Origin of the sequence: Herbidospora mongoliensis (assembly GCF_001570545.1) — a bacterium.
GTDB lineage: Bacteria > Actinomycetota > Actinomycetes > Streptosporangiales > Streptosporangiaceae > Herbidospora > Herbidospora mongoliensis.
In genome coordinates this window covers 207,208-229,291 of the sequence record NZ_BBXD01000022.1, presented here as the reverse complement: position 1 = coordinate 229,291, position 22,084 = coordinate 207,208, and the positions used below count along the sequence as shown (strand labels likewise).

At 70.0% G+C, this 22,084-nt stretch carries 19 protein-coding genes; 4 read left to right on the top strand and 15 right to left on the bottom strand.

Annotation, left to right across the window (positions count from 1 at the left end; genetic code table 11):
* Nucleotides 1-21 precede the first annotated feature (21 nt).
* The 12 genes from AW272_RS32985 to AW272_RS32930 all read right to left on the bottom strand — a co-directional run bounded on the left by AW272_RS32985 (nucleotide 22) and on the right by AW272_RS32930 (nucleotide 14,992).
* A complete protein-coding gene (locus AW272_RS32985; RefSeq protein WP_066373479.1) occupies nucleotides 22-1,158 on the bottom strand; it encodes a polyamine ABC transporter substrate-binding protein in 1,137 nt (378 codons plus the stop codon).
* 273 nt (nucleotides 1,159-1,431) lie between these two features.
* Entirely contained in the window at nucleotides 1,432-1,989 is a 558-nt protein-coding gene (locus AW272_RS32980) for a GTP-binding protein (RefSeq protein WP_066373639.1), read from the bottom strand.
* 7 nt (nucleotides 1,990-1,996) lie between these two features.
* On the bottom strand, nucleotides 1,997-2,359 hold the full coding sequence (locus tag AW272_RS32975) for a DUF742 domain-containing protein (RefSeq protein ID WP_066373473.1): 363 nt from the start codon (nucleotides 2,357-2,359) through the stop codon (nucleotides 1,997-1,999).
* Nucleotides 2,360-2,365: 6 nt separating this feature from the next.
* Entirely contained in the window at nucleotides 2,366-2,785 is a 420-nt protein-coding gene (locus AW272_RS32970) for a roadblock/LC7 domain-containing protein (RefSeq protein ID WP_066373472.1), read from the bottom strand.
* Complete coding sequence (locus tag AW272_RS32965) at nucleotides 2,782-5,772, bottom strand: nitrate- and nitrite sensing domain-containing protein (protein ID WP_066373471.1); 2,991 nt, start codon at nucleotides 5,770-5,772, stop codon at nucleotides 2,782-2,784. Before AW272_RS32965 ends, AW272_RS32970 begins: the two co-directional genes overlap by 4 nt.
* Nucleotides 5,773-5,989: 217 nt before the next feature.
* Nucleotides 5,990-8,293 carry a [protein-PII] uridylyltransferase gene (locus tag AW272_RS32960; protein ID WP_066373637.1) on the bottom strand — a complete coding sequence of 768 codons (2,304 nt, stop codon included), beginning with the start codon at nucleotides 8,291-8,293 and terminating at the stop codon, nucleotides 5,990-5,992.
* Between the two features lie 7 nt (nucleotides 8,294-8,300).
* Complete coding sequence (locus tag AW272_RS32955) at nucleotides 8,301-8,639, bottom strand: P-II family nitrogen regulator (protein WP_030455639.1); 339 nt, start codon at nucleotides 8,637-8,639, stop codon at nucleotides 8,301-8,303.
* A complete protein-coding gene (locus AW272_RS32950) occupies nucleotides 8,636-9,946 on the bottom strand; it encodes an ammonium transporter (protein ID WP_066373470.1) in 1,311 nt (436 codons plus the stop codon). The genes AW272_RS32955 and AW272_RS32950 overlap by 4 nt, the downstream gene beginning before the upstream one ends.
* Before the next feature lie 302 nt (nucleotides 9,947-10,248).
* Complete coding sequence (locus tag AW272_RS32945; RefSeq protein WP_066373469.1) at nucleotides 10,249-11,178, bottom strand: sigma-70 family RNA polymerase sigma factor; 930 nt, start codon at nucleotides 11,176-11,178, stop codon at nucleotides 10,249-10,251.
* Between the two features lie 147 nt (nucleotides 11,179-11,325).
* A complete protein-coding gene (gene hutI, locus AW272_RS32940; RefSeq protein WP_083958959.1) occupies nucleotides 11,326-12,474 on the bottom strand; it encodes an imidazolonepropionase in 1,149 nt (382 codons plus the stop codon).
* A gap of 17 nt (nucleotides 12,475-12,491) precedes the next feature.
* Nucleotides 12,492-13,823: a formimidoylglutamate deiminase gene (locus AW272_RS32935; RefSeq protein WP_066373467.1), complete on the bottom strand. Its 1,332-nt coding sequence runs from the start codon at nucleotides 13,821-13,823 to the stop codon at nucleotides 12,492-12,494.
* Complete coding sequence (locus AW272_RS32930; RefSeq protein ID WP_066373466.1) at nucleotides 13,823-14,992, bottom strand: allantoate amidohydrolase; 1,170 nt, start codon at nucleotides 14,990-14,992, stop codon at nucleotides 13,823-13,825. The genes AW272_RS32935 and AW272_RS32930 overlap by 1 nt, the downstream gene beginning before the upstream one ends.
* 54 nt (nucleotides 14,993-15,046) lie before the next feature.
* Between AW272_RS32930 and AW272_RS32925 the strand changes: the two genes are divergently transcribed.
* Nucleotides 15,047-16,324, top strand: coding sequence for a TIGR04013 family B12-binding domain/radical SAM domain-containing protein (locus tag AW272_RS32925; protein ID WP_245657850.1), 1,278 nt, complete (start codon nucleotides 15,047-15,049; stop codon nucleotides 16,322-16,324).
* Here the strand turns inward: AW272_RS32925 and AW272_RS32920 are convergent.
* On the bottom strand, nucleotides 16,321-16,989 hold the full coding sequence (locus tag AW272_RS32920) for an SDR family oxidoreductase (protein ID WP_066373461.1): 669 nt from the start codon (nucleotides 16,987-16,989) through the stop codon (nucleotides 16,321-16,323). The two genes, AW272_RS32925 and AW272_RS32920, sit on opposite strands and share 4 nt — an antisense overlap.
* A 99-nt stretch (nucleotides 16,990-17,088) precedes the next feature.
* Here AW272_RS32920 and AW272_RS32915 point away from each other — a divergent pair, with 99 nt between their 5' ends.
* The 3 genes from AW272_RS32915 to AW272_RS32905 all read left to right on the top strand — a co-directional run bounded on the left by AW272_RS32915 (nucleotide 17,089) and on the right by AW272_RS32905 (nucleotide 19,416).
* Complete coding sequence (locus AW272_RS32915; protein ID WP_066373457.1) at nucleotides 17,089-17,619, top strand: PadR family transcriptional regulator; 531 nt, start codon at nucleotides 17,089-17,091, stop codon at nucleotides 17,617-17,619.
* Nucleotides 17,620-17,686: 67 nt separating this feature from the next.
* Complete coding sequence (locus tag AW272_RS32910) at nucleotides 17,687-18,646, top strand: ATP-binding cassette domain-containing protein (protein ID WP_174551877.1); 960 nt, start codon at nucleotides 17,687-17,689, stop codon at nucleotides 18,644-18,646.
* Between the two features lie 20 nt (nucleotides 18,647-18,666).
* Nucleotides 18,667-19,416 carry an ABC transporter permease gene (locus tag AW272_RS32905; RefSeq protein WP_066373456.1) on the top strand — a complete coding sequence of 250 codons (750 nt, stop codon included), beginning with the start codon at nucleotides 18,667-18,669 and terminating at the stop codon, nucleotides 19,414-19,416.
* Between the two features lie 54 nt (nucleotides 19,417-19,470).
* Here AW272_RS32905 and AW272_RS32900 read toward each other — a convergent pair whose 3' ends face one another.
* Both AW272_RS32900 and hutU read right to left on the bottom strand, forming a co-directional pair.
* The gene (locus tag AW272_RS32900; RefSeq protein WP_066373452.1) at nucleotides 19,471-20,304 is read right to left on the bottom strand and encodes a MurR/RpiR family transcriptional regulator; all 834 of its coding nucleotides are present in this window, start codon (nucleotides 20,302-20,304) and stop codon (nucleotides 19,471-19,473) included.
* Nucleotides 20,305-20,307: 3 nt separating this feature from the next.
* The gene (gene hutU / locus AW272_RS32895; RefSeq protein ID WP_066373450.1) at nucleotides 20,308-21,954 is read right to left on the bottom strand and encodes a urocanate hydratase; all 1,647 of its coding nucleotides are present in this window, start codon (nucleotides 21,952-21,954) and stop codon (nucleotides 20,308-20,310) included.
* Between the last annotated feature and the right edge of the window lie 130 nt (nucleotides 21,955-22,084).

Sequence of the window (22,084 nt, the reverse complement as noted above, 5' to 3'; positions counted from 1 at the left end):
CGCCGCGGTGTCGTCACAGCGTCACTGCGCGGCAGTGACCTCGGTCGACAGGGTCGTGTACTTCACCGAGTCGGCGCCCAGGTCGATGATCGACTCGCCCTGCAGCAGATCGGCCGGGGTGTACTTCAGCGGCTCGTTCGAGGCGAGGACCGCGGCCGGGATCTTCTCCATGGCGGCCTTGTTGGGCACCTTGTAGAGGATGTTCGTCGCCGCCCAGCCGTGCTGCTCCGGGTCGAGGATGAAGTTGATGAAGGCGTGCGCCGCTTCCTTGTTCTTGGACGCCTTCAGGATCACCATCGTGTCCACCCAGAGGTCACTGCCCTCCTTGGGAACCATGAACTTCACGTTGGGCTCGCCGGTGGGGCACCAGCCGTCCCAGGCCTCGGCCATGACGGCCTCGCCCTTGGCGACCTTGGCGCCGAACTCGGTGTCGTCGAAGGCGAGCAGCTTGGGCTTGGCGGCCTCAAGGAGCTTCTTGGCCTCGGCGATGTCGGCGTCGTCGGTGGTGTTGATCGACTTGCCGAGAGCCTTGAGCGCGGGCAGCGCGAGCCAGCGCTCCGTGGTCATCAGGGTGATCTTCTTCTCGTATTCCGGCTTCGGCTGGAGAAGATCGTTCCAGCTCGTGGGAGCCGGGTTGACGAGGTCGCTCCGGTAGCAGATACCGGTGGTGCCCCAGGTGTAGGGGACCGAGTAGTTGTTGCCCTTGTCGTAGGACAGGTTCGACGCCTCGGGGTAGAGGTTCGCCAGGTTCGGGATGAGCTCCTTGTGCAGGGGCTCCAGCAGGCCGGCCTCGTTGAGGGCCTGGGCGTACTGGCCCGACACGAACGCCACGTCGAAGCCTTCGCCACCGGAGGCGGTGATCTTGGCCATCGCCGTCTCGTTGGTGTCGTGGATGGCCTTCTCGATGGTGAAGCCGAGCTTCTCCTTGACGCGCTGCGGCAGGTCCTCGGGGCTGTAGCCGTCCCAGATGGTGAAGGTGAGGCTCTGCTTGGTGAGGTCGGCGTTCGGGTCGAGCTGCGCGGCCGTCGCGCTGGGCGCGGCGGCGTTACCCTCGGTCGCGCTCGTGGATGGGCCACTGTTGCACGCGGCCAGGGCGAGGACAAGGCCGGCGGCGGTGACTACAGCCGGCAGATGACGGGTGTGCCGGGTTCGGGACACGACCGCTACTCCTTCTGATTTTGCCGAGGGGTCTGCTGGGGGGCAGACCAAAGGGGGAGTGTTGCAGCACGTATCAACACAGATCAAGACTTTTCAGGACATTGTTAGCTGGACGTTCACACTTTGATTTGAAGGATGCTTCAGCATCCTGTCAAACTTTGAAATGGGACTCCAACCACCAAACTCCACAAAATACCGCAATTCAGACAAAAACATGGGCCACCTGCCGGGGACAGATGGCCCTCGATGCTCTGAGGTGCGGAATGTTCCCGATCAGTATTGCCGACCGTAAGCGGAGCGTACGGTCAGTACGTACTCAACTAGGGTGATCAGGGTGGACTTGACCGCCTCGCGGGACCGCGCGTCCGTCCGCACGATGGGCACGTGCGGCTGCAGCGACAGAGCCTCGCGAATCTGGTCTTCGACGTGCATGAACACGCCGTCCCACCCATTCAGCGCTACGACGAACGGAAGCTGGGCCTCCTCGAAGTAGTCGATCGCCGGGAAGCTGTCGGCAAGCCTACGGCTGTCGACAAGCACCACCGCGCCGATCGCGCCGCGGACCAGATCGTCCCACATGAACCAGAACCTGTGCTGCCCGGGTGTTCCGAACAGGTAAAGGATCAAATCCTGATCGAGGGAAAGACGACCGAAGTCCATCGCGACGGTGGTGGTCGTCTTGTTCGGTGTGAGCCCGAGGTCGTCGATCCCCGCGCTCGCGTCGGTCATGACGGCCTCGGTCGTCAGCGGAAGGATCTCCGAGACGGCGCCGACGAACGTCGTCTTGCCCACGCCGAAACCGCCCGCCACGACGATCTTCGTCGAGGTCAGGCCGCGACTAGAGCCTGCGAAGTCCACTGAGCACCCTTTCGAGCAAGTTGAAGTCCGGCTGGCCGGTGCTGATGAGCTGTGGCATGTGCAGTCGCACCAGCCCTTCGTCGGCCATGTCGGCGATCAGGACCCGTGCCACCCCGAGGGGCACCCGGAGCAGCGCGGAGATCTCCGCGACCGATCGGACGGATCGGCAGAGCGTCATGATCGCCTCCTGCTCGGGGCCGAGCAGGGAGTAGTCATCGCCCATCATGGCCGCCGTGGAGACCAGCGTCTCCATCGCCAGATGGTAACGCGGCTCGGCACGTCCTCCGGTGACGGCGTAGGGACGGAATAGAGGTTCGTCCTCGGTCCCCTCACCCGCGCGCACCGGCCATCACCGCCGCGCCGAGTGCAGCTCGGCGCGGAGAGCCGGGGTCAGCGCCTGTCCCGCGCGCTCCACCAGAAGGGTCATCTGGTACGCGACAAGTCCCAGATCACAATCGTGTGACGCCAGCACCGCGAGGGCCGAACCGTCGCTGATCGCCATCACCAGGAGCAGCCCGCGCTGCATCTCCACGACGGTCTGCCGGACCGGTCCGCCCTCGAACACCCGGGAGGCTCCGGCGGTCAGGGACGCCATGCCGGCGGCCACCGCGGACAGCTGATCGGCCCGGTCGGGCGGGAACCCGTCGGAGTGGGCCAGTCGCAGGCCGTCGGCCGACACCACCACGGCGTGCGCCACTCCGGGCGTGCCGCCCACGAAGTCGGTGATCAGCCAGTCGAACCTGCTCACGTCGACGCTGAGCTCAGTCACGAGCCCTCCTCCTCATTACCCGTGCCTTCCTGCGGCCTCTCGGCCCGCCCCCGGCGTACGCCCTGCTGGAAACTGGACAGCCGGTCGCGTACGGCCTCGGGTGAGACCTGCGGCCGGGGCGCCTCCTGCGGCGGTGTGCCAGGACCACCCTGCGCGCCGACGGAACCCGGCACCAGGTTGGCTCGTGGCGTCCGCTTCGGGAGCCCCGACTGTGTGACGCCCCCGGAGGCCGGTTCGTTGGCCGCACGGGCGGCCTGGAAGCCCTGATCGGCCTGCTGACCCCAGGGCGTCGTCCCAGGCGTCACAGGCGTATCTGGAGCCCCAGGGGCGACGGGCGGCGTTTCCGGCCGCTTGAACCAGGCCGACGACTCGATCGACGCGAAGATCGGCAGGAACTCGTCGCCGCGTTCCAGCGGCGGGTCCGGAACGCGCGGCGGGGGCGGACCGGCCGGAACCCCGGGGACGGGGAAGGCCCCCGAGTGCTCGGTGAAGGGCGGCGCCGGAAGCGCGGGCTGCTGCGGCGGCGGCTGCCGGTTGTCGCCCGCCGGCGGGCGCAGCCGTCCGGTGGGGCTCCCCGGGCCTGTCGGCTGACGCCGCTCGAAGCCGGGGAAGGTCCCGCCGGGAGGCGCACTCTGCCGGGGCACCCGGTTGCCCGGCGCGTCGTCCCCCGGGGTGCGGGGTGACGGCGGCTTGCGCTGCGGCAGCCCGCCCTGCCCGGTGGAGACGGAGCCGGTGTTGATCGGGCCAGTGTTGATGGGGCCCGTGTTGATGGGGCCCGTGTTGATGGGGCCCGTGTTGATCGGACCCGTGCTGATCAGGCCGGTGTGGATCGGACCTGTGTGGTTCGGGCCCGTGCTCGATGGGCCCTGGGTGAACGGGCCCTGGTTGAAGGGGCCGGTGTTGATGATCGGGCCGGGGACGAACGGGCCTGTGCTGATCGCGGGCAGCGGGCCCGTCGGGAGTTCCGGGCGGGACCGGGTCACCTGGGGCGACTGCGTGGGCTGGGCGGCGTCCGCGTTGGTGATGAGCACGGCCGGGAACAGCACCATCGCGATGATGCCGCTGGTGTCGCCGCGGCGCAGCTGCACCCTGATGCCGTGGCGCGCGGCCAGGCGGCCGACCACGAACAGGCCCATCCGGCGGGAGACCGACACGTCGACGACGGGCGGCTCGGCCAGCCGGGTGTTGATCTCCAGCAGTTCGTCGGGGCTCAGCCCCATGCCCGAGTCGGTGATGGCCAGCAGCACCGCGCCGCCCTCGATGGGGCTGCTCGACACGATGACCTTGGTGGCGGGCGGGGAGAACGAGATCGCGTTCTCGACCAGCTCGGCCACCAGGTGGACGACGTCGTTGGCGGCGTGCCCGGCGATGGCGGGGGAACGGTGCACCCGCACGGTCACCCGCTCGTAGTCCTCGACCTCCGACAGGGAGGCGCGGACGACGTCCACCAGCCGGGCCGGGGAGCTGCGCTTGCGCGCGGTCTCGTGCCCGGCCAGGACCAGCAGGTTCTCGGAGTTGCGGCGCATGCGGGTGGCCAGGTGGTCGAGCTTGAACAGGTCGGACAGACGCGCGCCGTCCTGTTCGCCGCGCTCCAGGCCGTCGATCAGCGAGATCTGGCGCTCCACCAGGGTCTGGGTGCGCCGCGACAGGTTGACGAACATCGCGTTGACGTTGCTGCGGAGCCGGGACTCCTCCCCCGCCAGCTTGACCGCCTGGAGGTGGACCTCGTCGAAGGCCTGCGCGACCTCGCCGATCTCGTCCTGGCTCTCGACCGCGATGGGCTGCACCGCCGGGGAGGTGTCCCCCGTCTCCGACTCGCGCATGCGGCGCACGATCTCCGGCAGGCGGCTGCCGGCGATCTCCAGCGCCTCGGCGCGCAGCCGCCGCAGCGGGCGCACCATCGAGCGGGCGATCAGCACGGTCGTCACCAGCACCAGCAGGATCAGCGCGAGGATCAGCGCGCCGGCCACGATGGCGCTGCGCCGCTCGGTCGAGCGCAGGTCGTCGGCGCGGGCCCGCAGGGCGCCGGCCACCTGGGCCTCGACCTTGGAGACCGCGTCGAGCACGGTGCCGTTGTCGCGGAACCAGTCCTGCGCGGTCAGCACCCGGCCGGGGATCGGCTTCAGCGCCTGGTTGCGCGACCCGAGGGCCACCGCCCAGGCCTTGGCCATCTCGACGTCGGTGCCGGCCTTGCTGATCCGGGCGGTGTGGAAGGCCTGGAACTGGGCCGTGGTCGCCTCGGCGTTGAAGGCGCTCTCGTACGACTCCTGCCGTGACCCCGCACCGAGGAAGCGCTGGAGGTCGTCGGGGGTGAACGACTGGCGTGGCTCCAGGAGCTCGCCGACGAGCAGGGCGCGCTGCTGGGAGGCCTCGTCCTTGACGTGGGCCAGGGCGCTGAGCGCGCGGGCGGAACTGATCACGCCGGGGTCGTCGCTGAGCTCGCCGAGGTCGTCGTGCAGGCGCAGGACGGTGCCGATGGTGGCGGTGTACTCGAAGAAGATCGAGGTCGCCGGGTCGTCGTCGCGCTCGGCGACGTGGCTGTCGGCCACCGTCTCCAGCCGGTTCACGACCTGGCGGGCGTCTTCGACGACGCGCGGCCCGAACGAGGCGTCGATCAGGGCCAGATCGGCCGTGGACGTCTTGATCAGTCCGTCCACGACCTGCTTCTGCTTGGTCAGTGTGTCCGTGTGCTGGCGGACCGTCTCGTCGGCGTTGCGCAGCGCGCTCTGCACCCCGATGAGACCCTCCAGCCAGGCCTTGTGGTCACGTTCGGCCGCCAGCTGCTGCGCCAGATCCCGGAGACGCCCGGCGTACTCGGCCGCGGTCGCGGTCCTCTCGTAGGTCGAGAGACTGTCGACCGATCCGACGACCCGCATGCTGGCCAGAATGACCGCGATCAGCGTCGGCGCGAGGATGAGGGCGGTGAGCCTCGTGGGCACCCGCCAGTTGCGCAGCGCGAAACGGCTTGCCCGCTTGTGAGTGGACACCGGCCCCCGCCATTCGTACTTGACAAAACGCCCTTCACACTCCTGACAGCGTGAAGTGACATAGCCATACAAGCGGGCACAATTCGACCACAAGGTCATGATCAGCCACGGGTTTACCCATGGCCAAGCACACAATCGTTACCAATAGGTAAGTGGACGGAAACGTACAAAGGTGATCAAGAAGGGGCGTAGTAAGCCCTCTCTATGACTATCAGGATCATCGCAGGGCGGACAGGACGTGTTCCCTGACTTGTCCACGTTGTGTCTCATCGGTGATGGGACGCCCGGCCCGGTCGACGACGTAGAAGACGTCGACCGCCTCGGCGCCCAGCGTCTCCACCCGTGCGGCCCGTACGTCGAGGCCGCAGTCGCCGAAGGCACGGCCGATCTTCCACAGCAGGCCGGGCCGGTCGTGGGCGCGTACCTCCACGACCGTGGCGGTGTTGGAGGCGTCGTCGACCAGGGTCACCCGGGGCGGCGCGACCGGCACCCGGGGCGGGCGCAGCGACCGCGTGCGGCGGGCCAGCCGCTGTTCGATGTCCAGGCGCCCGGCGAGGACCAAGCGCAGGTCGGCCTCCAGCGTGGCGGGGTCGGGCGGAGAGCCGTATTCGGGCACCACCGCGAACTCGATGACGGCCGTCGACCCGGCCGAGGCGGCCGACGCCGACCGCACGACCATCCGGTGGGCGGCCAGCACCCCGGCGGCCCGCCAGAGCAGACCGGGCCGGTCGGGGGCGACGACGGTGACCGCTCCCCCGTTGACCCTGATCGCGCCGCCGCCGTGGCGGGCCAGCGAGGCCTGCTCGGCCGACAGCATCGGAGCGGCCGCGGGCGGGGTGCCGGCGAGCGCCGATCGAACACGTCTGACCAGGTCGGAGACGAGGTTCGCCTTCCAGGAGTTCCAGGCGGCCGGGCCGGTGGCCAGGCCGTCGGCGACCGCCAGGGCGGCTAGCAGTTCGAGCACCTCGTGGGAGCCGACCGCGTCGGCCACGCGGGAGATCGTCACCGGGTCGTCGAGGTCGCGCCGGGTCGCGGTCTCGGGCAGCAGCAGGTGGTGGCGCACCATCGTGGCCAGCACCTCGACGTCGGCGGGCGGCAGGCCCATGCGGGCGGCGATGTCGCGGACGACCACCTCACCGGTGGTCGAGTGGTCGCCGGGCCAGCCCTTGCCGATGTCGTGCAGCAGCGCGCCGATGAGCAGCAGGTCGGGCCGGGACACCTCGCGGGTGAACGCGGCGGCCCCGGCGACGGTCTCGATCAGGTGGCGGTCGACCGTGTAGGTGTGGATCGGGTTGCGCTGCGGGCGGTGGCGGACGCGTTCCCAGTCGGGGATCAGGCGTACGAGCACCCCCGCCTGGTCGAGTTCCTCCCAGACGGGCACGGCCGCGCGCCCGGCGCCCAGCAGCCCCACCAGCGCGTCGCGGGCCTCGTCGGGCCAGGGCACCGGCAGCGGCGGCGACTGCGCGGCCAGCGCGGTCACCGTGGCGGGCGCCAGCGGCAGCCCGGCCTCGGCCGCCGCGGCGGCGGCGCGCAGGATGAGGATCGGGTCGTTGCGCGGGTTGATCCCGCGGGCCAGCACGACCTCGCCGCCGTGCTCCACCACGCCGTCGGCCAGCGGCCGGCGGCCTCGCGGCGCCGGCCCGGACAACAGCCGGTCGACGGTACGCCACGTCGCGTCGAAGGAGTGGGCGATCGTGCGCCCGGCCTCGGCCAGGCGGCGCATCAGCGCCTCGGCGTCGAGCAGCCCGAGGGTGCCCGCCACGGCGTCCTGTTCCTGGAGCACCAGACGGTCGGTGCCGCGCGCGGTCACCAGATGGAGCCCGTGGCGGATGTCGAGCAGCAGTTCGTGGGCCTCCCTGACGCGCGGACCCGGCGCGGACGCGACCCAGGCGGCGGCCACGGCCTGCATCGCCTGGACGTCGCGGATGCCGCCGCGGGCGTCCTTGAGGTCGGGTTCGAGCAGGAAGGCCAGTTCACCCGAGGAGTCGGCGCGCTTGTCGGCGGACTCCCGCAGTTCGCCCAGCCGGCGCCGGGAGTCGGCCCGCCATTCGGCGAGCACCGCCTCACGCGCGGCGCGGGTCAGCTCGGCGTCGCCCGCGATGTGGCGGGCCTGGATCAGGCCGAGCACGGCCTTCAGATCCTCGCGCGAGACCTTGACGGCCTCGTCGACGGTACGGACGGAGTGGTCGAGGCCGACGCCGGAGTCCCAGATGGGATACCAGATGCGGTCGGCGATCTGGGCGACGTCGTCCCGCCCGTTGTGCAGCAGGACCAGGTCGAGGTCACTACCAGGGGCCAGCTCCCCGCGTCCCAGGCTCCCGACCGCGACGAGCGCGACCCCGGTGAGGGGGCCGCGCTCCGCGCTTCCGAGCTCTGTTCTTCCTCTGAGCTCGCTGTCGAGGAGCCCGCCCTTACCGTTCCGCTGACTGACGGCGGTCCGGAGCAGGTCCGTGAGCCACCGGTCGATGTCCGCCGCCCGCTCTTTACGGGCGGCGGCGAACGAGCGAGCTTCCCCTCTCATCATCCGGTTACAGCGCCTCCGGGCCGCGTTCCCCGGTTCTGACCCGGACGACCGTGTCGACGGGGACGGACCAGACCTTGCCGTCACCGATCTTGCCGGTCTGGGCGGCCTTGACGATGACGTCGATGACGTCCTCGGCGTCGTCCTCCTCGGTCAGCACCTCGACGCGCACCTTGGGGACCAGGTCGACCTGGTATTCGGCGCCGCGGTAGACCTCGGTGTGGCCCTTCTGACGGCCGTAGCCGCTGGCCTCGCTGATCGTGATGCCCTTGACGCCGAACTGCTCCAGCGCCGCTTTCACGTCGTCGAGCTTGAACGGCTTGATGATCGCCGTGATGAGCTTCATGCGTCCACCTTCTTCGCCTCAGCCGGAACCGCCGGCCCGTTGAGCGAGGACACGCCCGAGGAGTGGATGGTGCCGAGGTCGTAGCCGGTCTCGGCGTGAGTCGTGATGTCGATGCCGGTGACCTCGTCTTCCTGCGCGATCCGGAAGCCCATGGTCTTGTCGATGACCTTACCGATGATGTAGGTCAGCACGAAGGAGTAGAGACCGACGGCCACCGGGCCGAGAACCTGCAGCCCCAGCTGGCGGAAGGACCCGGTGTAGATGAGGCCCTCCTCCTGACCGTCGAGGAAGGGGTACTTGGCGACGAAGCCCAGCGCCACGGCGCCGATGACACCGCCGACCAGGTGCACGCCGACCACGTCGAGGGAGTCGTCGAAGCCGAACTTGTACTTGAGGCCGACGGCCCAGGCGCAGATCGCACCGGCGAGCAGACCGATGAGGGCGGCCGCCCAGACGTCGACGAAGCCACAGGCGGGGGTGATCGCGACCAGACCGGCGACGGCGCCGGAGGCGACACCGAGGGTGGTGGCGTGACCGTCGCGGAGCTTCTCCACGACGAGCCAGGCGCCGGCCGCGATGGCCGTGGCGACCTGGGTGTTCATGAAGGCGAGACCGGCGGTCGCGTCCGCGGCGAGCTCGGAGCCGGCGTTGAAGCCGAACCAGCCGAACCACAGAAGACCGACACCGAGGAGCACCAGCGTCAGGTTGTGCGGACGCATCGGCTCCTTACGCCAGCCGGAGCGCTTGCCGAGGACCAGCGCCAGGGCCAAAGCGGCCGCACCGGCGTTGATGTGGACGACCGTGCCGCCCGCGAAGTCCTCGATGCCGAGCTCGGTGAGCCAGCCGCCGCCCCACACCCAGTGGGCGACGGGGAAGTAGACAAGGGTGGACCAGACGACGGTGAAGACCACCCACGCGCCGAACTTGGCACGGTCGGCGATCGCACCGCTGATGAGGGCGACCGTGATGATCGCGAAGGTCAGCTGGAAGGCGGAGAACACCATCATGGGGAAGGTGTCGTTGTAGGCAGCCTCGTTGACGCCCATCAGCCCGACGTTGTCGAGCCCGCCGACAAGCTTGTGCAGGAATCCGTCGCCCTCACCGATGGCGTCGAACGCGAGGGAGTAGCCGTAGGCCACCCACGCGATCGTCACCGTGATGATCGCGACGAACGACATCATCATCATGTTCAGGACGCTCTTCGCCCTGGTCATGCCCCCATAGAAGAACGCGAGTCCCGGGGTCATGAGCAGCACGAGCGCCGTGCTCACGAGCATCCAGGCTGTGGAGCCGCTATCGATCTTCATTCGATGCGACCCTCCTTCCAATTGGCGTGTGGCCGGTTATCACTTGCGCAGTGGCGCTTCACCAAGGGCGTCATCGACCGGCTCGCGCACTGACGTAGTCAGGGATGAGGGGTAACCGTCACAAACCGCCCGGCTACCTCTCCGTGCACGCCAGGGTGTTCTTTCACCGTTTCAGGCCGAGACGCTGCATGTTTCACATCTGTGAAACTCACCGCAGGCGTGTTTCGGACGTGTTTCGGAGGCTACGCAGACGCAAAAAACGCCTGCCGGTAAACCGGCAGGCGCTTGATGACCTGGTAAAACTAGGCGGCCACGTGGGCCATCTTGCGGAGGCGGGCCAGCGCGTCGCGTTCCAGGCGGCGGGCCCGGTCGCGGCCGATGCCGTAGCGCTCGCCCACTTCGGTCAGTGTGTGTTCACGCCCGTCGAGCAGGCCGTAACGCCAGCGCAGCATCTCGCTGGCCTGACCCTCCAGGCCGGTCAGCCAGTGCTCCAGACGCTCGCGGTCGAGGGTGGCCAGGGCCTGCTCCTCGGGGTTGGCCCACGACTCGTCGGCGATCATGTCGCCGAGCTCGGTCTCGTCTTCGTCGCCGACGCCCAGCTGGAGTGACACCGGGTCGGAGGCCCAGCGGCGCAGCTCGCGCACCCGCTCGATGGGCAGTTCGAGCACCTTGGCGAGATCGTCGTCGGTGGGCTCGGCGTCGAACTCGGCCAGCATGTCGCGGCGGACCCGCATCAGGCGGGTCATCTGCTCGCCGGCGTGGGTAGGCAGCCGCACCGGACGGGCCTGCTCGTGAATGGCCCGGCCCACCGACTGGCGAATCCACCACGTCGCATAGGTCGAGAATTTGTAACCACGGCGGTAATCGAATTTCTCAACCGCCCTGACCAGGCCCAGGTTCCCCTCCTGCACCAAATCGATGAGCGGCATTCCGCGCCCGGAGTATTTCCGGGCCACCGCCACCACCAGGCGAAGGTTCGCCTGGATGAACTCGTCTTTGGCGCGGCGCCCCGACACCGCGACCCGTTCGAGTTCCTCGTCGAGCGCGTCGGAGACCTTCGGCTCCGGGTCACCCGTGTCGAGCAGCTGCTCTGCGAACAGCCCCGCCTCGATACGCTTGGCGAGCTCGACCTCCTGCTCTGCGCTCAGGAGCGGAACGCGCCCGATCTCGGCCAGGTAGGTTCCCAGCAGATCTCGATCCGCGACTTCCTGCGTCCTGTTCCCCGTCGCCATTCCAGGCACCTCGTTCCGCAGCGCGAACACCCTCGTCCTGAACTGGCCAACGGTTCGATCAGGGCAAAGATTCCCTCAAGAGATACGCCAGCAGAATGGTTTTCAATTCCTCCTAAAGGAGGATGCGCCGTACTTTGGCCGGAATTTTCACACCACCCTACGTCCCGCCTGCCAGACCTGCGTGACCAAAGGAACTCCAGGCCGGTACGCCAGGTGCACATACGAGGCCGCCTCAAGGATCACCAGATCGGCCCGCGCCCCCGGCCTGATCACCCCGATGTCGGTCCGGCGCAGCGCCGCCGCCCCGCCCGCCGTCGCGGCCCGGACCGCCTCCGCCGGGGTCATCCCCATCTCGCGTACGGCCAGCGCCACGCAGAACGGCATCGACGAGGTGAACGAGGAGCCGGGGTTGCAGTCGGTCGCCAGCGCCACCGTGACCCCGCCGTCGAGCAGCCTGCGCGCCTCGGGATACGGGGACCGGGTGGAGAACTCGGCCCCGGGGAGAAGGGTGGCGACCACCCCCGCGTCGGCCAGCATGCCGACGTCGTCACGGGTCAGGTGGGTGCAGTGGTCGGCCGAGGCGGCCCCGAGCTCACAGGCGAGCCGGACGCCGGGGCCCTCGCCGAGCTGGTTGGCGTGCACCCGCACGCCCAGCCCGGCCTTCTTCCCCGCGGTCAGGATCTCCCGGCTCTGGGCCTCGTCGAAGGCTCCCCGCTCGCAGAAGACGTCGACCCACTTGGCGTAGGGGGCGCAGGCGTCGAGCATGGGCCCGGCGACCAGGCGGGTGTAGTCGTCGGGATCGGTCCCGGGCGGCACGACGTGGGCGCCCAGGAAGGTCGACTCCTCGGTGAACGCCCGCGCCACCTCCAGCGAGCGTTTCTCGTCGTCGAGCGTCAGGCCATAGCCGCTCTTGATCTCGACGGTGGTGGTGCCCTGGCTGGTCATCTCGTGGACCAGCCCGGCGGTCCGGGTGGCCAGCTCCGGGGTGGTCGCGGCCCTCGTCGCCGCGACCGTGGTCCGGATGCCGCCCGCGGTGTAGCGCTCCCCGGCCATCCGGGCGGCGAACTCGGCGGTCCGGTCGCCGGCGAAGACCAGGTGCGCGTGGCTGTCGACGAACCCGGGGAGCATGGCCCGGCCGCGTGCGTCGATGCGGTGGTCGGCGGCCGGGGCGCGGGCGGTCTCGCCGACCCAGGCGACCTCGGCGCCGTCGATCACCACCGCCGCCTTGGTGATCTCCTCCCGCGTCCGGTCGGCCGTGAAGAGCAGTCCGATGTCATAGAAGAGCGTCGCGCTCATTCAGCACTCGCAATCCGTCAGCCGCGGACGTCGCCGATGGCGTCCCGCAGCAGGTGGCCCACCTCACCCATCACGTGGCGTCCGGCGTCGACGATCCGCCGTCCACCCGACACGACGGAGACGACATCGGCCCCCGTCGCCGCGAACACCACCGATTCCACTGCCGAATCGGCTGTCGCGCCAGCCGTACGGACCGAGTCGAGCCTTACTGTGACCAGATCGGCCCAGGCGCCCGGGGCGAGCTGGCCGCCGTCGGGGAAACCGAGCGAGGCGTGACCGGCCAGGGTGGCGGCGGTGAGCAGTTCGTCGGCCCGCCAGTGGCCGCGTTCGCCGCTGACGATGCGCTCGCCGAGTTCGATCGCGCGGGCCTCCTCGAACAGGTCGACCACGGCGTGGCTGTCGGAGCCGAGTGTGATGGGGCTCCCGGCGCCGTGCAGGCGGCGGGCGGCGCAGATGCCGTCGGCCAGGTCGCGTTCGGTGGTCGGGCAGACGCAGACGTGGGTGCCCGAGCCGCCCAGCAGGGCGACGTCCTCGTCGGAGACGTGGGTGGCGTGCACCGCCGTCGACCGGGGGCCCAGCGCGCCGGCCTCGTGCAGCACCCGGACCGGGGAGGCGGCGTAGGCGGCCACGCACTGCTCGTTCTCGGCGGGCTGCTCGGAGACGTGGACGTGCAGCGGCCCGGCGTGGTGGTGGGTGAACTCGACGACGACCGGCATCTGCTCGGGCCGCATGGCCCTGACGGAGTGGATGGCCGCGCCGATCTCCACGTCGTCGGCTCCGGCGTAGGCCCCGGCGAGAAGGTCGGCGCGCTCGGCCCACTGGTGGACGTCGCCGTCGCCGAACCTGGTCTGCACCCCTTCCAGAGGAGCGCCGAAACCGCCGGACAGATAACAGGTGTCGAGGAGGGCGAGCCGGACTCCGGCGTCGCGGGCGGCCCTGATCAGGGCGTGGCCCATCTCGTTGGGGTCGTTGTAGGGGACACCTTCGTGATCGTGGTGGAGATAGTGGAACTCCCCCACCGCCGTGATCCCGGCCAGGGCCATCTCGGCGTAGGCGGCGCGGGCCAGCCGGTAATAGGTGTCGGGGTCGAGGCGGCCGGCGACGGCGTACATCTGCTCGCGCCACGTCCAGAAACTGCCCTTGCCCACCTGGGTGTGACCGCGCAGGGCGCGGTGGAAGGCGTGGGAGTGGGCGTTGGCCATGCCGGGGATGGTCAGACCGCTGAGAATCTCGCCGCTCGGCGGCACACCCTGTTTCACCTCGGTGACGCGGTGGCCCTCGACGTCGATCTGGACCCCTTCGGCGACCGCGCCGCCGACCAGGGCCATCTCACACCAGTACGTCTCCATCAGGCCCCTCCCCCGGCCAGGTCGGCCAGCACCGCGGCCAGCGCGATCACGCCCGAGACGCAGTCGGCCGGTTCGGCGAACTCGTTTGGGGCGTGGGAGACCCCGGTCGGGTTGCGGACGAACAGCATCGCCGTCGGCACCCCGGCGGAGGCCAGGATCCCGGCGTCGTGCCCGGCGGCGGTCGGCAGGATCGGCGCCGGATGGCCGTCGAGCCCGGCCACGCAGGCGATCCGCAGGCGCAGCACGTCGTCGAAGGTGACCTCGGGCGTCCACGACTCCTCGGTGACCTCGGCCTCGCCGGCCAGTTCCTCGACCAGGCGGTGGACGGCGGCGGTCTCGGGGCCCCTGGCGTCGAGCCAGGCGGTGACGAGCGAGGGGATCGCGTTGGCGTTGCCGGGCTCCACCCTCACCTTGCCGAAGGTGGCGCGCACGCCGTGGGTCTCGGCCTGGAGGCGGGCGGCCAGCACGGCGCGGGCGTAGGCGAGCATCGGGTCGTCGCGGTCTTCGAGGGCGGTGGTGCCGGCGTGATCGGCCGTACCGCGGAAATCGAAGCGCCAGCGCCCGTGGGGCCAGATGGCGCTGGCCACCCCGATCGGTCCCTGGAGCGCGCGGCCCTGTTCGACGTGGAGTTCCACGAAGACCCCGATGTGGGCGAGCGTCTCGTCGTCGCGGCCCAGGCCGCCGGGGTCGCGGCCCTGAGCGGTGAGCACCTGGTCGAATCCGAGGCCCTGGTCGTCTTGGAGGCCCCGGGCCCTGGCCGGATCGAGCACGCCGGTCAGCAGCCGCGACCCGATGCAGGGCACCCCGAACCTGGCGCCCTCCTCGTCGGTGAAGCAGGCGACCGCGATCGGACGGTCGGGCTGGAACCCGTCACCCCGGAGCAGATCGATCGCCTGGAACGCCGACGCCACGCCGAGCGGCCCGTCGAACGCGCCGCCTTCGCGGACCGAGTCGAGATGGCTCCCCGTGACCAGTCCGGGCCCCTGGACCGACGGGTCGCCCCACCACGCCCACAGGTTGCCGTTGCGGTCTTCGTGGCTGGTCAGACCCCGTTTCGCGGCCTGGTGGGTAAACCATTCGCGCAACTCCAGATCGGCGGACGACCAGGCGTCACGCCGATAGCCCCCGGTGCGCGGGTTTCTGCCGATCTGCTCGATGTCCGCCAGCATTCCTCCACCCTACTGAATGGCTCCATTCAGTCCAGGGAGGGTTAGCCTGACCCGGTGAGTTTCGATGTCAGCGTGGTCGTCCGTTACCGCAAGGCCGTGACCTACGGCATGCACGCCCTGCTGGCGGCCCTCGAAGCGACGCCTCCGGCGGTGAACTTCGAGATCAGGTTCGCCACCAGCGCCGAGGAGACGGCGATCCAGATCGGCCAGGCCGACGCCGACCGGGTTCTGGTGCTCTGGTCCTTCTACTCGCCCGACTTCCCCTTAATGACGGCCGAATTGGCCGAGGTGAGAGCGCTCTGCCACCGCGACGACGTCGTCCACGTCGCGGGCGGCGTCCATGCGACAGCGGAACCACAGCAGGTGATCGACGCGGGCTGGGACGTCGCCGCGATCGGCGAGGGCGAGACCACGATCATCGCCCTGGTCGCCGAGCCCGACCTGCGCAGAGTGCCGGGCCTGGCGATCCGCGACCACGACGGGATCGCGCTCCGCACCCCGGGAGCCCCCCAGCTGCCCCTCGACAGCTTCCCGTCGTTCCCCGCCGGGCGGGCCGGCCCCATCGAGATCACCCGCGGCTGCCGCTACACCTGCAAGTTCTGCCAGACCCCGTTCATGTTCGGGGCCCAGTTCCGGCACCGGTCGGTGGAGAGCGTCCGCGAGCACGTGCGGCGGATGGCCGCCCGGGGGCTGCGGGACGTCCGGTTCATCACCCCGACCTCGCTGAGCTACGGCAGCCAGAGCGCCGACCCCGACCTCGACAAGGTCGAGGAGCTGCTGGTGGCCTGCGTCGAGGAGGCCCCCGCGAACGGCAGGGTGTTCTTCGGCAGTTTCCCCTCGGAGATCCGCCCCGAGCACGTCACCCCCGAGGCGATGCGCATGCTGCGCCGCTACGTCGCCAACGACAACATCATCATCGGCGCCCAGTCGGGCTCCGACCGCATCCTGGCGAGTTCGGGCCGGGGCCACGCGGCCGCGCCGGTGCTCGACGCGGCCAGGATCGCGATCGACTTCGGGTTCCGCCCCAACGTCGACTTCATCTTCGGCATGCCGGGCGAGACAGAAGACGACCAGCGGGCGTCCCTGAAACTGGCCGCGGACCTGGTCGACCTGGGCGCCCGCATCCACACCCACACGTTCATGCCGCTGCCGGGCACGCCGTGGCGCGACGCCGAGCCCGCGCTGATCCCGCTGACCACGACGGCCGAACTCGACCGCCTGGCCCAGCGCGGCGACGCCTACGGCCACTGGCGCAAGCAGGCCGAACACGCCCAGGTGCTGGCCGAGACGGCCAAGCAGTATCCGCGCCGGACCCCCCGCCGCCGTATCTAGCGCGGCCGCACGATGACTTCGGTCAGGTGCGCGTCGGCCGGCGCGGTCACCGCCGCGACCACGGCCTTCGCCACCGAGTCGGCCTTGAGATAACGGTGCGGCTCGTACTCGCCGCCTTCCTGACCGCGCACGTCCCGCTGCATGTCGGTGTCGATGCGGCCCGGGTAGACCGTGGTGACCCGCAGGTCGGGCTCCTCCTGGCGGAGCACGTCGGCGTAGGCGCGCAGGGCCCACTTGCTGGCGGCGTAGGAGCCCCAGTCGGGGTGGGCCCGCTGCCCCGCCCCCGAGTTGACGAGCACGACCTGCCCCTTCGCCGCCCGGAGCGAGGGCAGCAGCAGCCGGGTCAGCTCGGCCACGGCGAAGAGGTTGACCTCGAAGGTCTCCCGCCAGACGTGGAGCGGCGTCTGCGCCACGGCGCCCAGGGTGACCACGCCCGCGCTGTGCACGAGCAGGTCGATGCGCCCGAGCCCTTCGATGTCCCTGGCGGTGACCTCGGTCAACTCGACCGGGAAGGGACGCGCGCCGAGCTCCTTGCACAGCTCGTCGAGCTTCCCGCCGCCCCTGCCGCCCAGGATCAGGCCGTAGGTGGGAGAGAGGGCGCGCGCGACGGCGGCGCCGAGGCCGCGGGAACCGCCCGTGATGAGGGCGACAGGTCGATCACTCATGGCGATCACCTTAGTTAAGGGACCCCGGATGGTCGCCGCTCATCCGGACGGCGGGAAAGCCGTTGCGTCGGTTATTCAAGTTTGTATATAAATTTGTACATGTCCTCCACAAGGGTCCTCATCCTGGGCACTCTGCTCGACGGTCCGCTGCACGGCTATGAGGTGCGTCGGCGCCTTGAACTGTGGGGGGCCGGTTACTGGGCGAATGTGGCCTATGGGTCGATCTATCACGGCCTGGCCAAGATGGCCGATGAGGGGCTGCTCGCCGTCGTGGCGCACGGGAAGGCCGGTAAGACCGTCTACGAGGTCACCGACACCGGGCGCGAGGAGTTCCAGCGGCAGCTGCTCACCTACTGGTGGGAGATCAAGCCGATCGTCGACCCGTTCCAGGTCGCGCTGACCTTCATGGACCGGCTGTCCCCCGCCGACCTGGTCAACGCCATGGAGGCGCGGCTGGTCCAGTTGCGGGCGGCGGTCTCGGCCACCGAGCGCGCACTGGAGGCCAAGCTCTCCTTCGACGCGCCCCGCCACGTCGACGAGTGCATCCGGCTGGCCAACGCCCAGCTCGACTCGCAGCTCGTCTGGATCGAGGGTGCGATCGGGCGGGTGAAAGACGGCGAGCTGCCGTAAATCGGTTGACCCTGACCCGGCGTCATCCACGAGGCTGGGTCGTCCCCCTGATCGAAAAGGTGTCCGAATGATCATTGAAGCGCACGGGTTGCGCAAGACCTTCCAAGCCAAACGCGGCCGTGGCAAGACCGAGGAGGTCGAGGCCGTCCGGGGCATCGACCTGGCGGTCGAGAAGGGTGAGATCTTCGCCGCGCTCGGGCCGAACGGCGCGGGGAAGACCACCACCGTCCGGATGCTCGCGACCTTCATCGCCCCGACCGCCGGCACCGCCCGGGTGGCGGGGTTCGACGTGGTGAAGGACGCCGCGAAGGTCCGCGAGAACATCGGCTACGTCAGTCAGGCCGGTGGCATCGACGACAACCATCCCGGCCTCGACCAGCTCCTGCTCGCGGCCCGGCTGGCCGGGATGTCGAAGAAGGAGGCGCAGGCCCGCGCCGACGACCTGCTGACCACCTTCAGCCTGACCGAGATCGCCAAGCGCCCGGCCAAGACGCTGTCCGGCGGTCAGAAGCGCCGGTTCGCCATCGCGATCGGCCTGGTCACCTCGCCCCCGCTGGTCTTCCTCGACGAGCCCACCACCGGGCTCGACCCGCAGAACCGCGCCAACCTGTGGGACGAGGTCAAGGCCCTCCGCGACCGCGGCACCAGCGTGCTGCTCACCACCCACTACCTCGACGAGGCCGACGCGCTCTGCGACCGGCTGGTCATCATCGACAACGGCACCGTGGTCGCCGAGGGCACCCCCTCCTCCCTCAAGAAGGAGGTGGCGGGCGACGTCGTCACGCTGAAGCTGAAGGGCGTCGAGGAGGCCGCCGAAGCTCTCCGGGCCCAGACCTACGTCAAGGAGGTGCGCACCGAGGAGGGTCTGCTGCGGGCCTACCTCGACGACGGCGAGCACGGCCTGCCGCACCTGCTGCGGGTGCTCGAAGAGCGCGGCCTGACCCTGGAGTCGATCTCCCTCGACCGGGCCACCCTCGACGATGTCTTCCTCCGCCACACCGGCCGCTCGCTGCGCGACGCCGCATAAGCCCCCAAGGACCCCCCGACATGATTCGTCAGACGTCCCTGTTCCTGGGCTACGAGCTCAGGTTCCTGCTCCGCAATCCGGTGTGGCCACTGTTCGGCATCATGCAGCCGGTGCTCTATCTGATCTTCTTCGCACCGCTGCTCGGGTCGACGACCGCCAGCGGTTCGATGCCCGAGGTGCTGGCCATGTTCACCCCCGGTTCGATGATGATGATCGCTCTGTTCGGCTCGTTGTTCGCCGGTTTCGGCATGATCAACGAGACCCGGAACGGGGTGCTCGAACGGCTCGCCGTCTCACCGGTCTGGCCGCCGGCGATCATCCTGGGCCGGGTCGCCAAAGACATGCTCGTTCTGGTGCTGCAGGCGATCCTCGTGATGGGCGTGGCCATCCTGATGGGCCTGCGCATCGGCGTGCCCGAGTTCCTCGTCATGCTGCTGCTGATGGCCGTGACCGGCCTGTTCGCCGCCAGCCTCTCCTACGGCCTCGCGCTGGCCATCAAGGACGAGAACGGCGTCTCGCAGCTCGTCCAGTTCTTCGCGATGCCGCTGACCTTGATCGCGGGCCTGTTCCTGCCGGTCTCGCTCGGCCCCGACTGGCTGCAGACCCTCGCCAAGTTCAACCCGCTCTACTACGGCGTGGAGGCCGGCCGGTCGCTGTTCCGCGGCGACCTCGGCGACTCGACCATCCCGATCGCGTTCGCGCTGCTCATCGGGCTGGCGGTGGTCACGCTCGTGTGGTCGATGCGGTCACTGCGGCGACTGGCCGCCTGACGTGTCGTTCCCCGGGGCGGGCCGCTCCGGGGGACGGCGAGTGGCCCGGTTGCGTCAGCTCTCCGGTTCGCGCCACTCCAGGAACGTCCCGGCCCGTTCGGTGAAGCGTTCGTGTTCGTCGAGGCGGGCCTGCGTCCGCAGGGGCGACGCGTCGGCCATGGCTTCGACGAGAAGCATCGCCAACGCCAGGGGCGCCACGTGGGAGTCGAAGACCAGGCGCTCCCCGACCGGTGCGTCCAAGACGACGTCGGCGGGGAAGGGCACGTCGGGGCGGTCGGTGATGACGGCGATCGACAGGCCCAGCTCGTGGGCCTCGGTCAGGGCCACCGCCGCCTCGGCGGGGTAGCGCGGCAGGACGATGGCCAGCAGCCAGCCCGCGCCGGCCCTGCGTGCGGCGTGGAGGCCGTCGGCCAGTTCGGAGCCGCCACTGGTGAACAGCCGCACGTCGGGATGGATCCGCCGGGCGAAGTAGGCGAACGTGGTGGCCAGGCCGCTGGAGACGCGCAGGCCCAGGATCGGCAGCGGCTCGCTGGCCGCCAGGGCCATGCCGACCTCGCCGACCGTCTCGGTCAGCGGTTCGACGCGGTCCCGCAGGGAGCGCAGGTTGCCGATCTCCGTGTCGAGGGCGTCGGGACCCGCCTCGATCTTCGACAACGGGCCGCCCAGGACCAGCGGGCGCAGGGCGTGTCTCAGCTCCGGGTAGCCGGCGAAGCCGAGGGCCGTGGCGAACCGGGTCACCGACGGCTGGCTCACCCCGGCTCGCTCGGCCAGTTCCACGCTCGACAGGAAGATCGCTTCGTGGAGGTGTTCGCCCAGGTAGTGGGCGATGCGGCGCTGCGCCGGGGAGAGGCGGCGGCCGTCGAGGAGGCGTTCGAGACCGTCGACCACGCCTCAATCCTCCCGCATCGGCACCCGGACCCCCGTCTCGGCCGCCACATCGGCGGCTTCGGGGTAACCCGCGTCGACGTGGCGGATGACGCCCATGCCCGGATCGTTGGTGAGGACCCGGTTCAGCTTCTCGGCGGCCAGAGGGGTGCCGTCGGCGACGGTGACCTGGCCGGCGTGGATGGAGCGGCCGATGCCGACGCCGCCGCCGTGGTGGATCGACACCCACGAGGCGCCGGAGGCGACGTTGACCATGGCGTTGAGCAGGGGCCAGTCGGCGATGGCGTCCGACCCGTCGAGCATCGCCTCGGTCTCTCTGTACGGGGATGCGACGCTCCCGCAGTCGAGGTGGTCGCGGCCGATGACGACGGGGGCGCTGAGCGTGCCGTCGGCGACCATCTCGTTGAACCGCTCACCGGCCTTGTCGCGTTCGCCGTAGCCGAGCCAGCAGATGCGCGCCGGGAGGCCCTGGAACTGGACCCGCTCCCCGGCCAGCCGGATCCACCGGGCCAGCGGCTCGTTGTCGGGGAACAGGTCGAGGATCGCCCGGTCGGTCGCCGCGATGTCGCGCGGGTCGCCGCTCAGCGCGGCCCAGCGGAACGGGCCCTTGCCCTCGCAGAACAGGGGGCGGATGTAGGCGGGCACGAAGCCGGGGAAGGCGAACGCGCGGGAGTATCCGGCGAGCTGGGCCTCTCCCCTGATCGAGTTGCCGTAGTCGAAGACCTCGGCGCCGCCGTCGAGGAAGGCGACCATGGCCTCGACGTGACGGGCCATCGACTCGCGGGCCTTCAGCGTGAAGCCCGCCGGGTCCTTCTCGCGTTCGGCCGCCATGTCGTCGAAGGCGACGCCCTGCGGCAGGTACATGAGCGGGTCGTGGGCGGAGGTCTGGTCGGTGACGATGTCGATCTCGGCGCCCATGGCGAGGAGTTCGGGCAGGGCGTCGGCGGCGTTCGCCTCGACGCCGATGCTCAGGGCCTTTCTTTCCGAACGGGCCGTGTACGCCATCCGCAGCGCCTCGGCCAGCGAGGAGGCCTTCACGTCCAGGTAGCGGTGCTCGATGCGCCGCTCGATCGACCTCGGGTCGCAGTCGACGCAGATGGCCACGCCGCCGTTCATCGTCACGGCCAGCGGCTGGGCGCCGCCCATGCCGCCGAGACCGGCGGTCAGCGTGATGGTGCCGGCCAGCGAGCCGCCGAACCGTTTGGCGGCGACGGCGGCGAAGGTCTCGTAGGTGCCCTGGAGGATGCCCTGGGTGCCGATGTAGATCCAGGAACCGGCGGTCATCTGGCCGTACATGGTGAGACCGGCGGCCTCCAGGCGGCGGAACTCCTCCCAGTTGGCCCAGTCGGGCACCAGGTTGGAGTTGGCGATCAGCACCCGGGGCGCCCACTCGTGGGTGCGCATGACGCCGACCGGACGGCCCGACTGCACGAGCAGGGTCTCGTCGCCTTCGAGGGTGGTGAGGGTCCGGACGATCGCCTGGAAACTCGGCCAGTCGCGGGCCGCCTTGCCCGAGCCGCCGTAGACGACGAGCTGTTCGGGGTGTTCGGCCACCTCGGGGTCGAGGTTGTTCTGGATCATCCGGAGCGCGGCCTCTTGGGGCCAGCCCTTGGCCGTCAAGGTCGTGCCACGGGGGCTCCGCACGGTCGGCATGGCGCACTCTCCTGAATGAAAGTATTCACATCCGTCTCCCGCAGGATACGGCGGTGAGAGTCGGAGGGGCACCCCGGCGTCCCGGGGCACCCCGTCCCGGACGCGACCGCACGTGCGCGTTGACCCGGTT

Coding starts and splice junctions, on each gene's coding strand:
- AW272_RS32960 (WP_066373637.1), bottom strand. CDS start 8,293: ATGAGAGGGGAAGCTCGCTCGTTCGCCGCCGCCCGTAAAGAGCGGGCG.
- AW272_RS32955 (WP_030455639.1), bottom strand. CDS start 8,639: ATGAAGCTCATCACGGCGATCATCAAGCCGTTCAAGCTCGACGACGTG.
- AW272_RS32950 (WP_066373470.1), bottom strand. CDS start 9,946: ATGAAGATCGATAGCGGCTCCACAGCCTGGATGCTCGTGAGCACGGCG.
- AW272_RS32945 (WP_066373469.1), bottom strand. CDS start 11,178: ATGGCGACGGGGAACAGGACGCAGGAAGTCGCGGATCGAGATCTGCTG.
- hutI (WP_083958959.1), bottom strand. CDS start 12,474: ATGAGCGCGACGCTCTTCTATGACATCGGACTGCTCTTCACGGCCGAC.
- AW272_RS32935 (WP_066373467.1), bottom strand. CDS start 13,823: ATGGAGACGTACTGGTGTGAGATGGCCCTGGTCGGCGGCGCGGTCGCC.
- AW272_RS32930 (WP_066373466.1), bottom strand. CDS start 14,992: ATGCTGGCGGACATCGAGCAGATCGGCAGAAACCCGCGCACCGGGGGC.
- AW272_RS32920 (WP_066373461.1), bottom strand. CDS start 16,989: ATGAGTGATCGACCTGTCGCCCTCATCACGGGCGGTTCCCGCGGCCTC.
- AW272_RS32915 (WP_066373457.1), top strand. CDS start 17,089: ATGTCCTCCACAAGGGTCCTCATCCTGGGCACTCTGCTCGACGGTCCG.
- AW272_RS32910 (WP_174551877.1), top strand. CDS start 17,687: ATGATCATTGAAGCGCACGGGTTGCGCAAGACCTTCCAAGCCAAACGC.
- AW272_RS32905 (WP_066373456.1), top strand. CDS start 18,667: ATGATTCGTCAGACGTCCCTGTTCCTGGGCTACGAGCTCAGGTTCCTG.
- hutU (WP_066373450.1), bottom strand. CDS start 21,954: ATGCCGACCGTGCGGAGCCCCCGTGGCACGACCTTGACGGCCAAGGGC.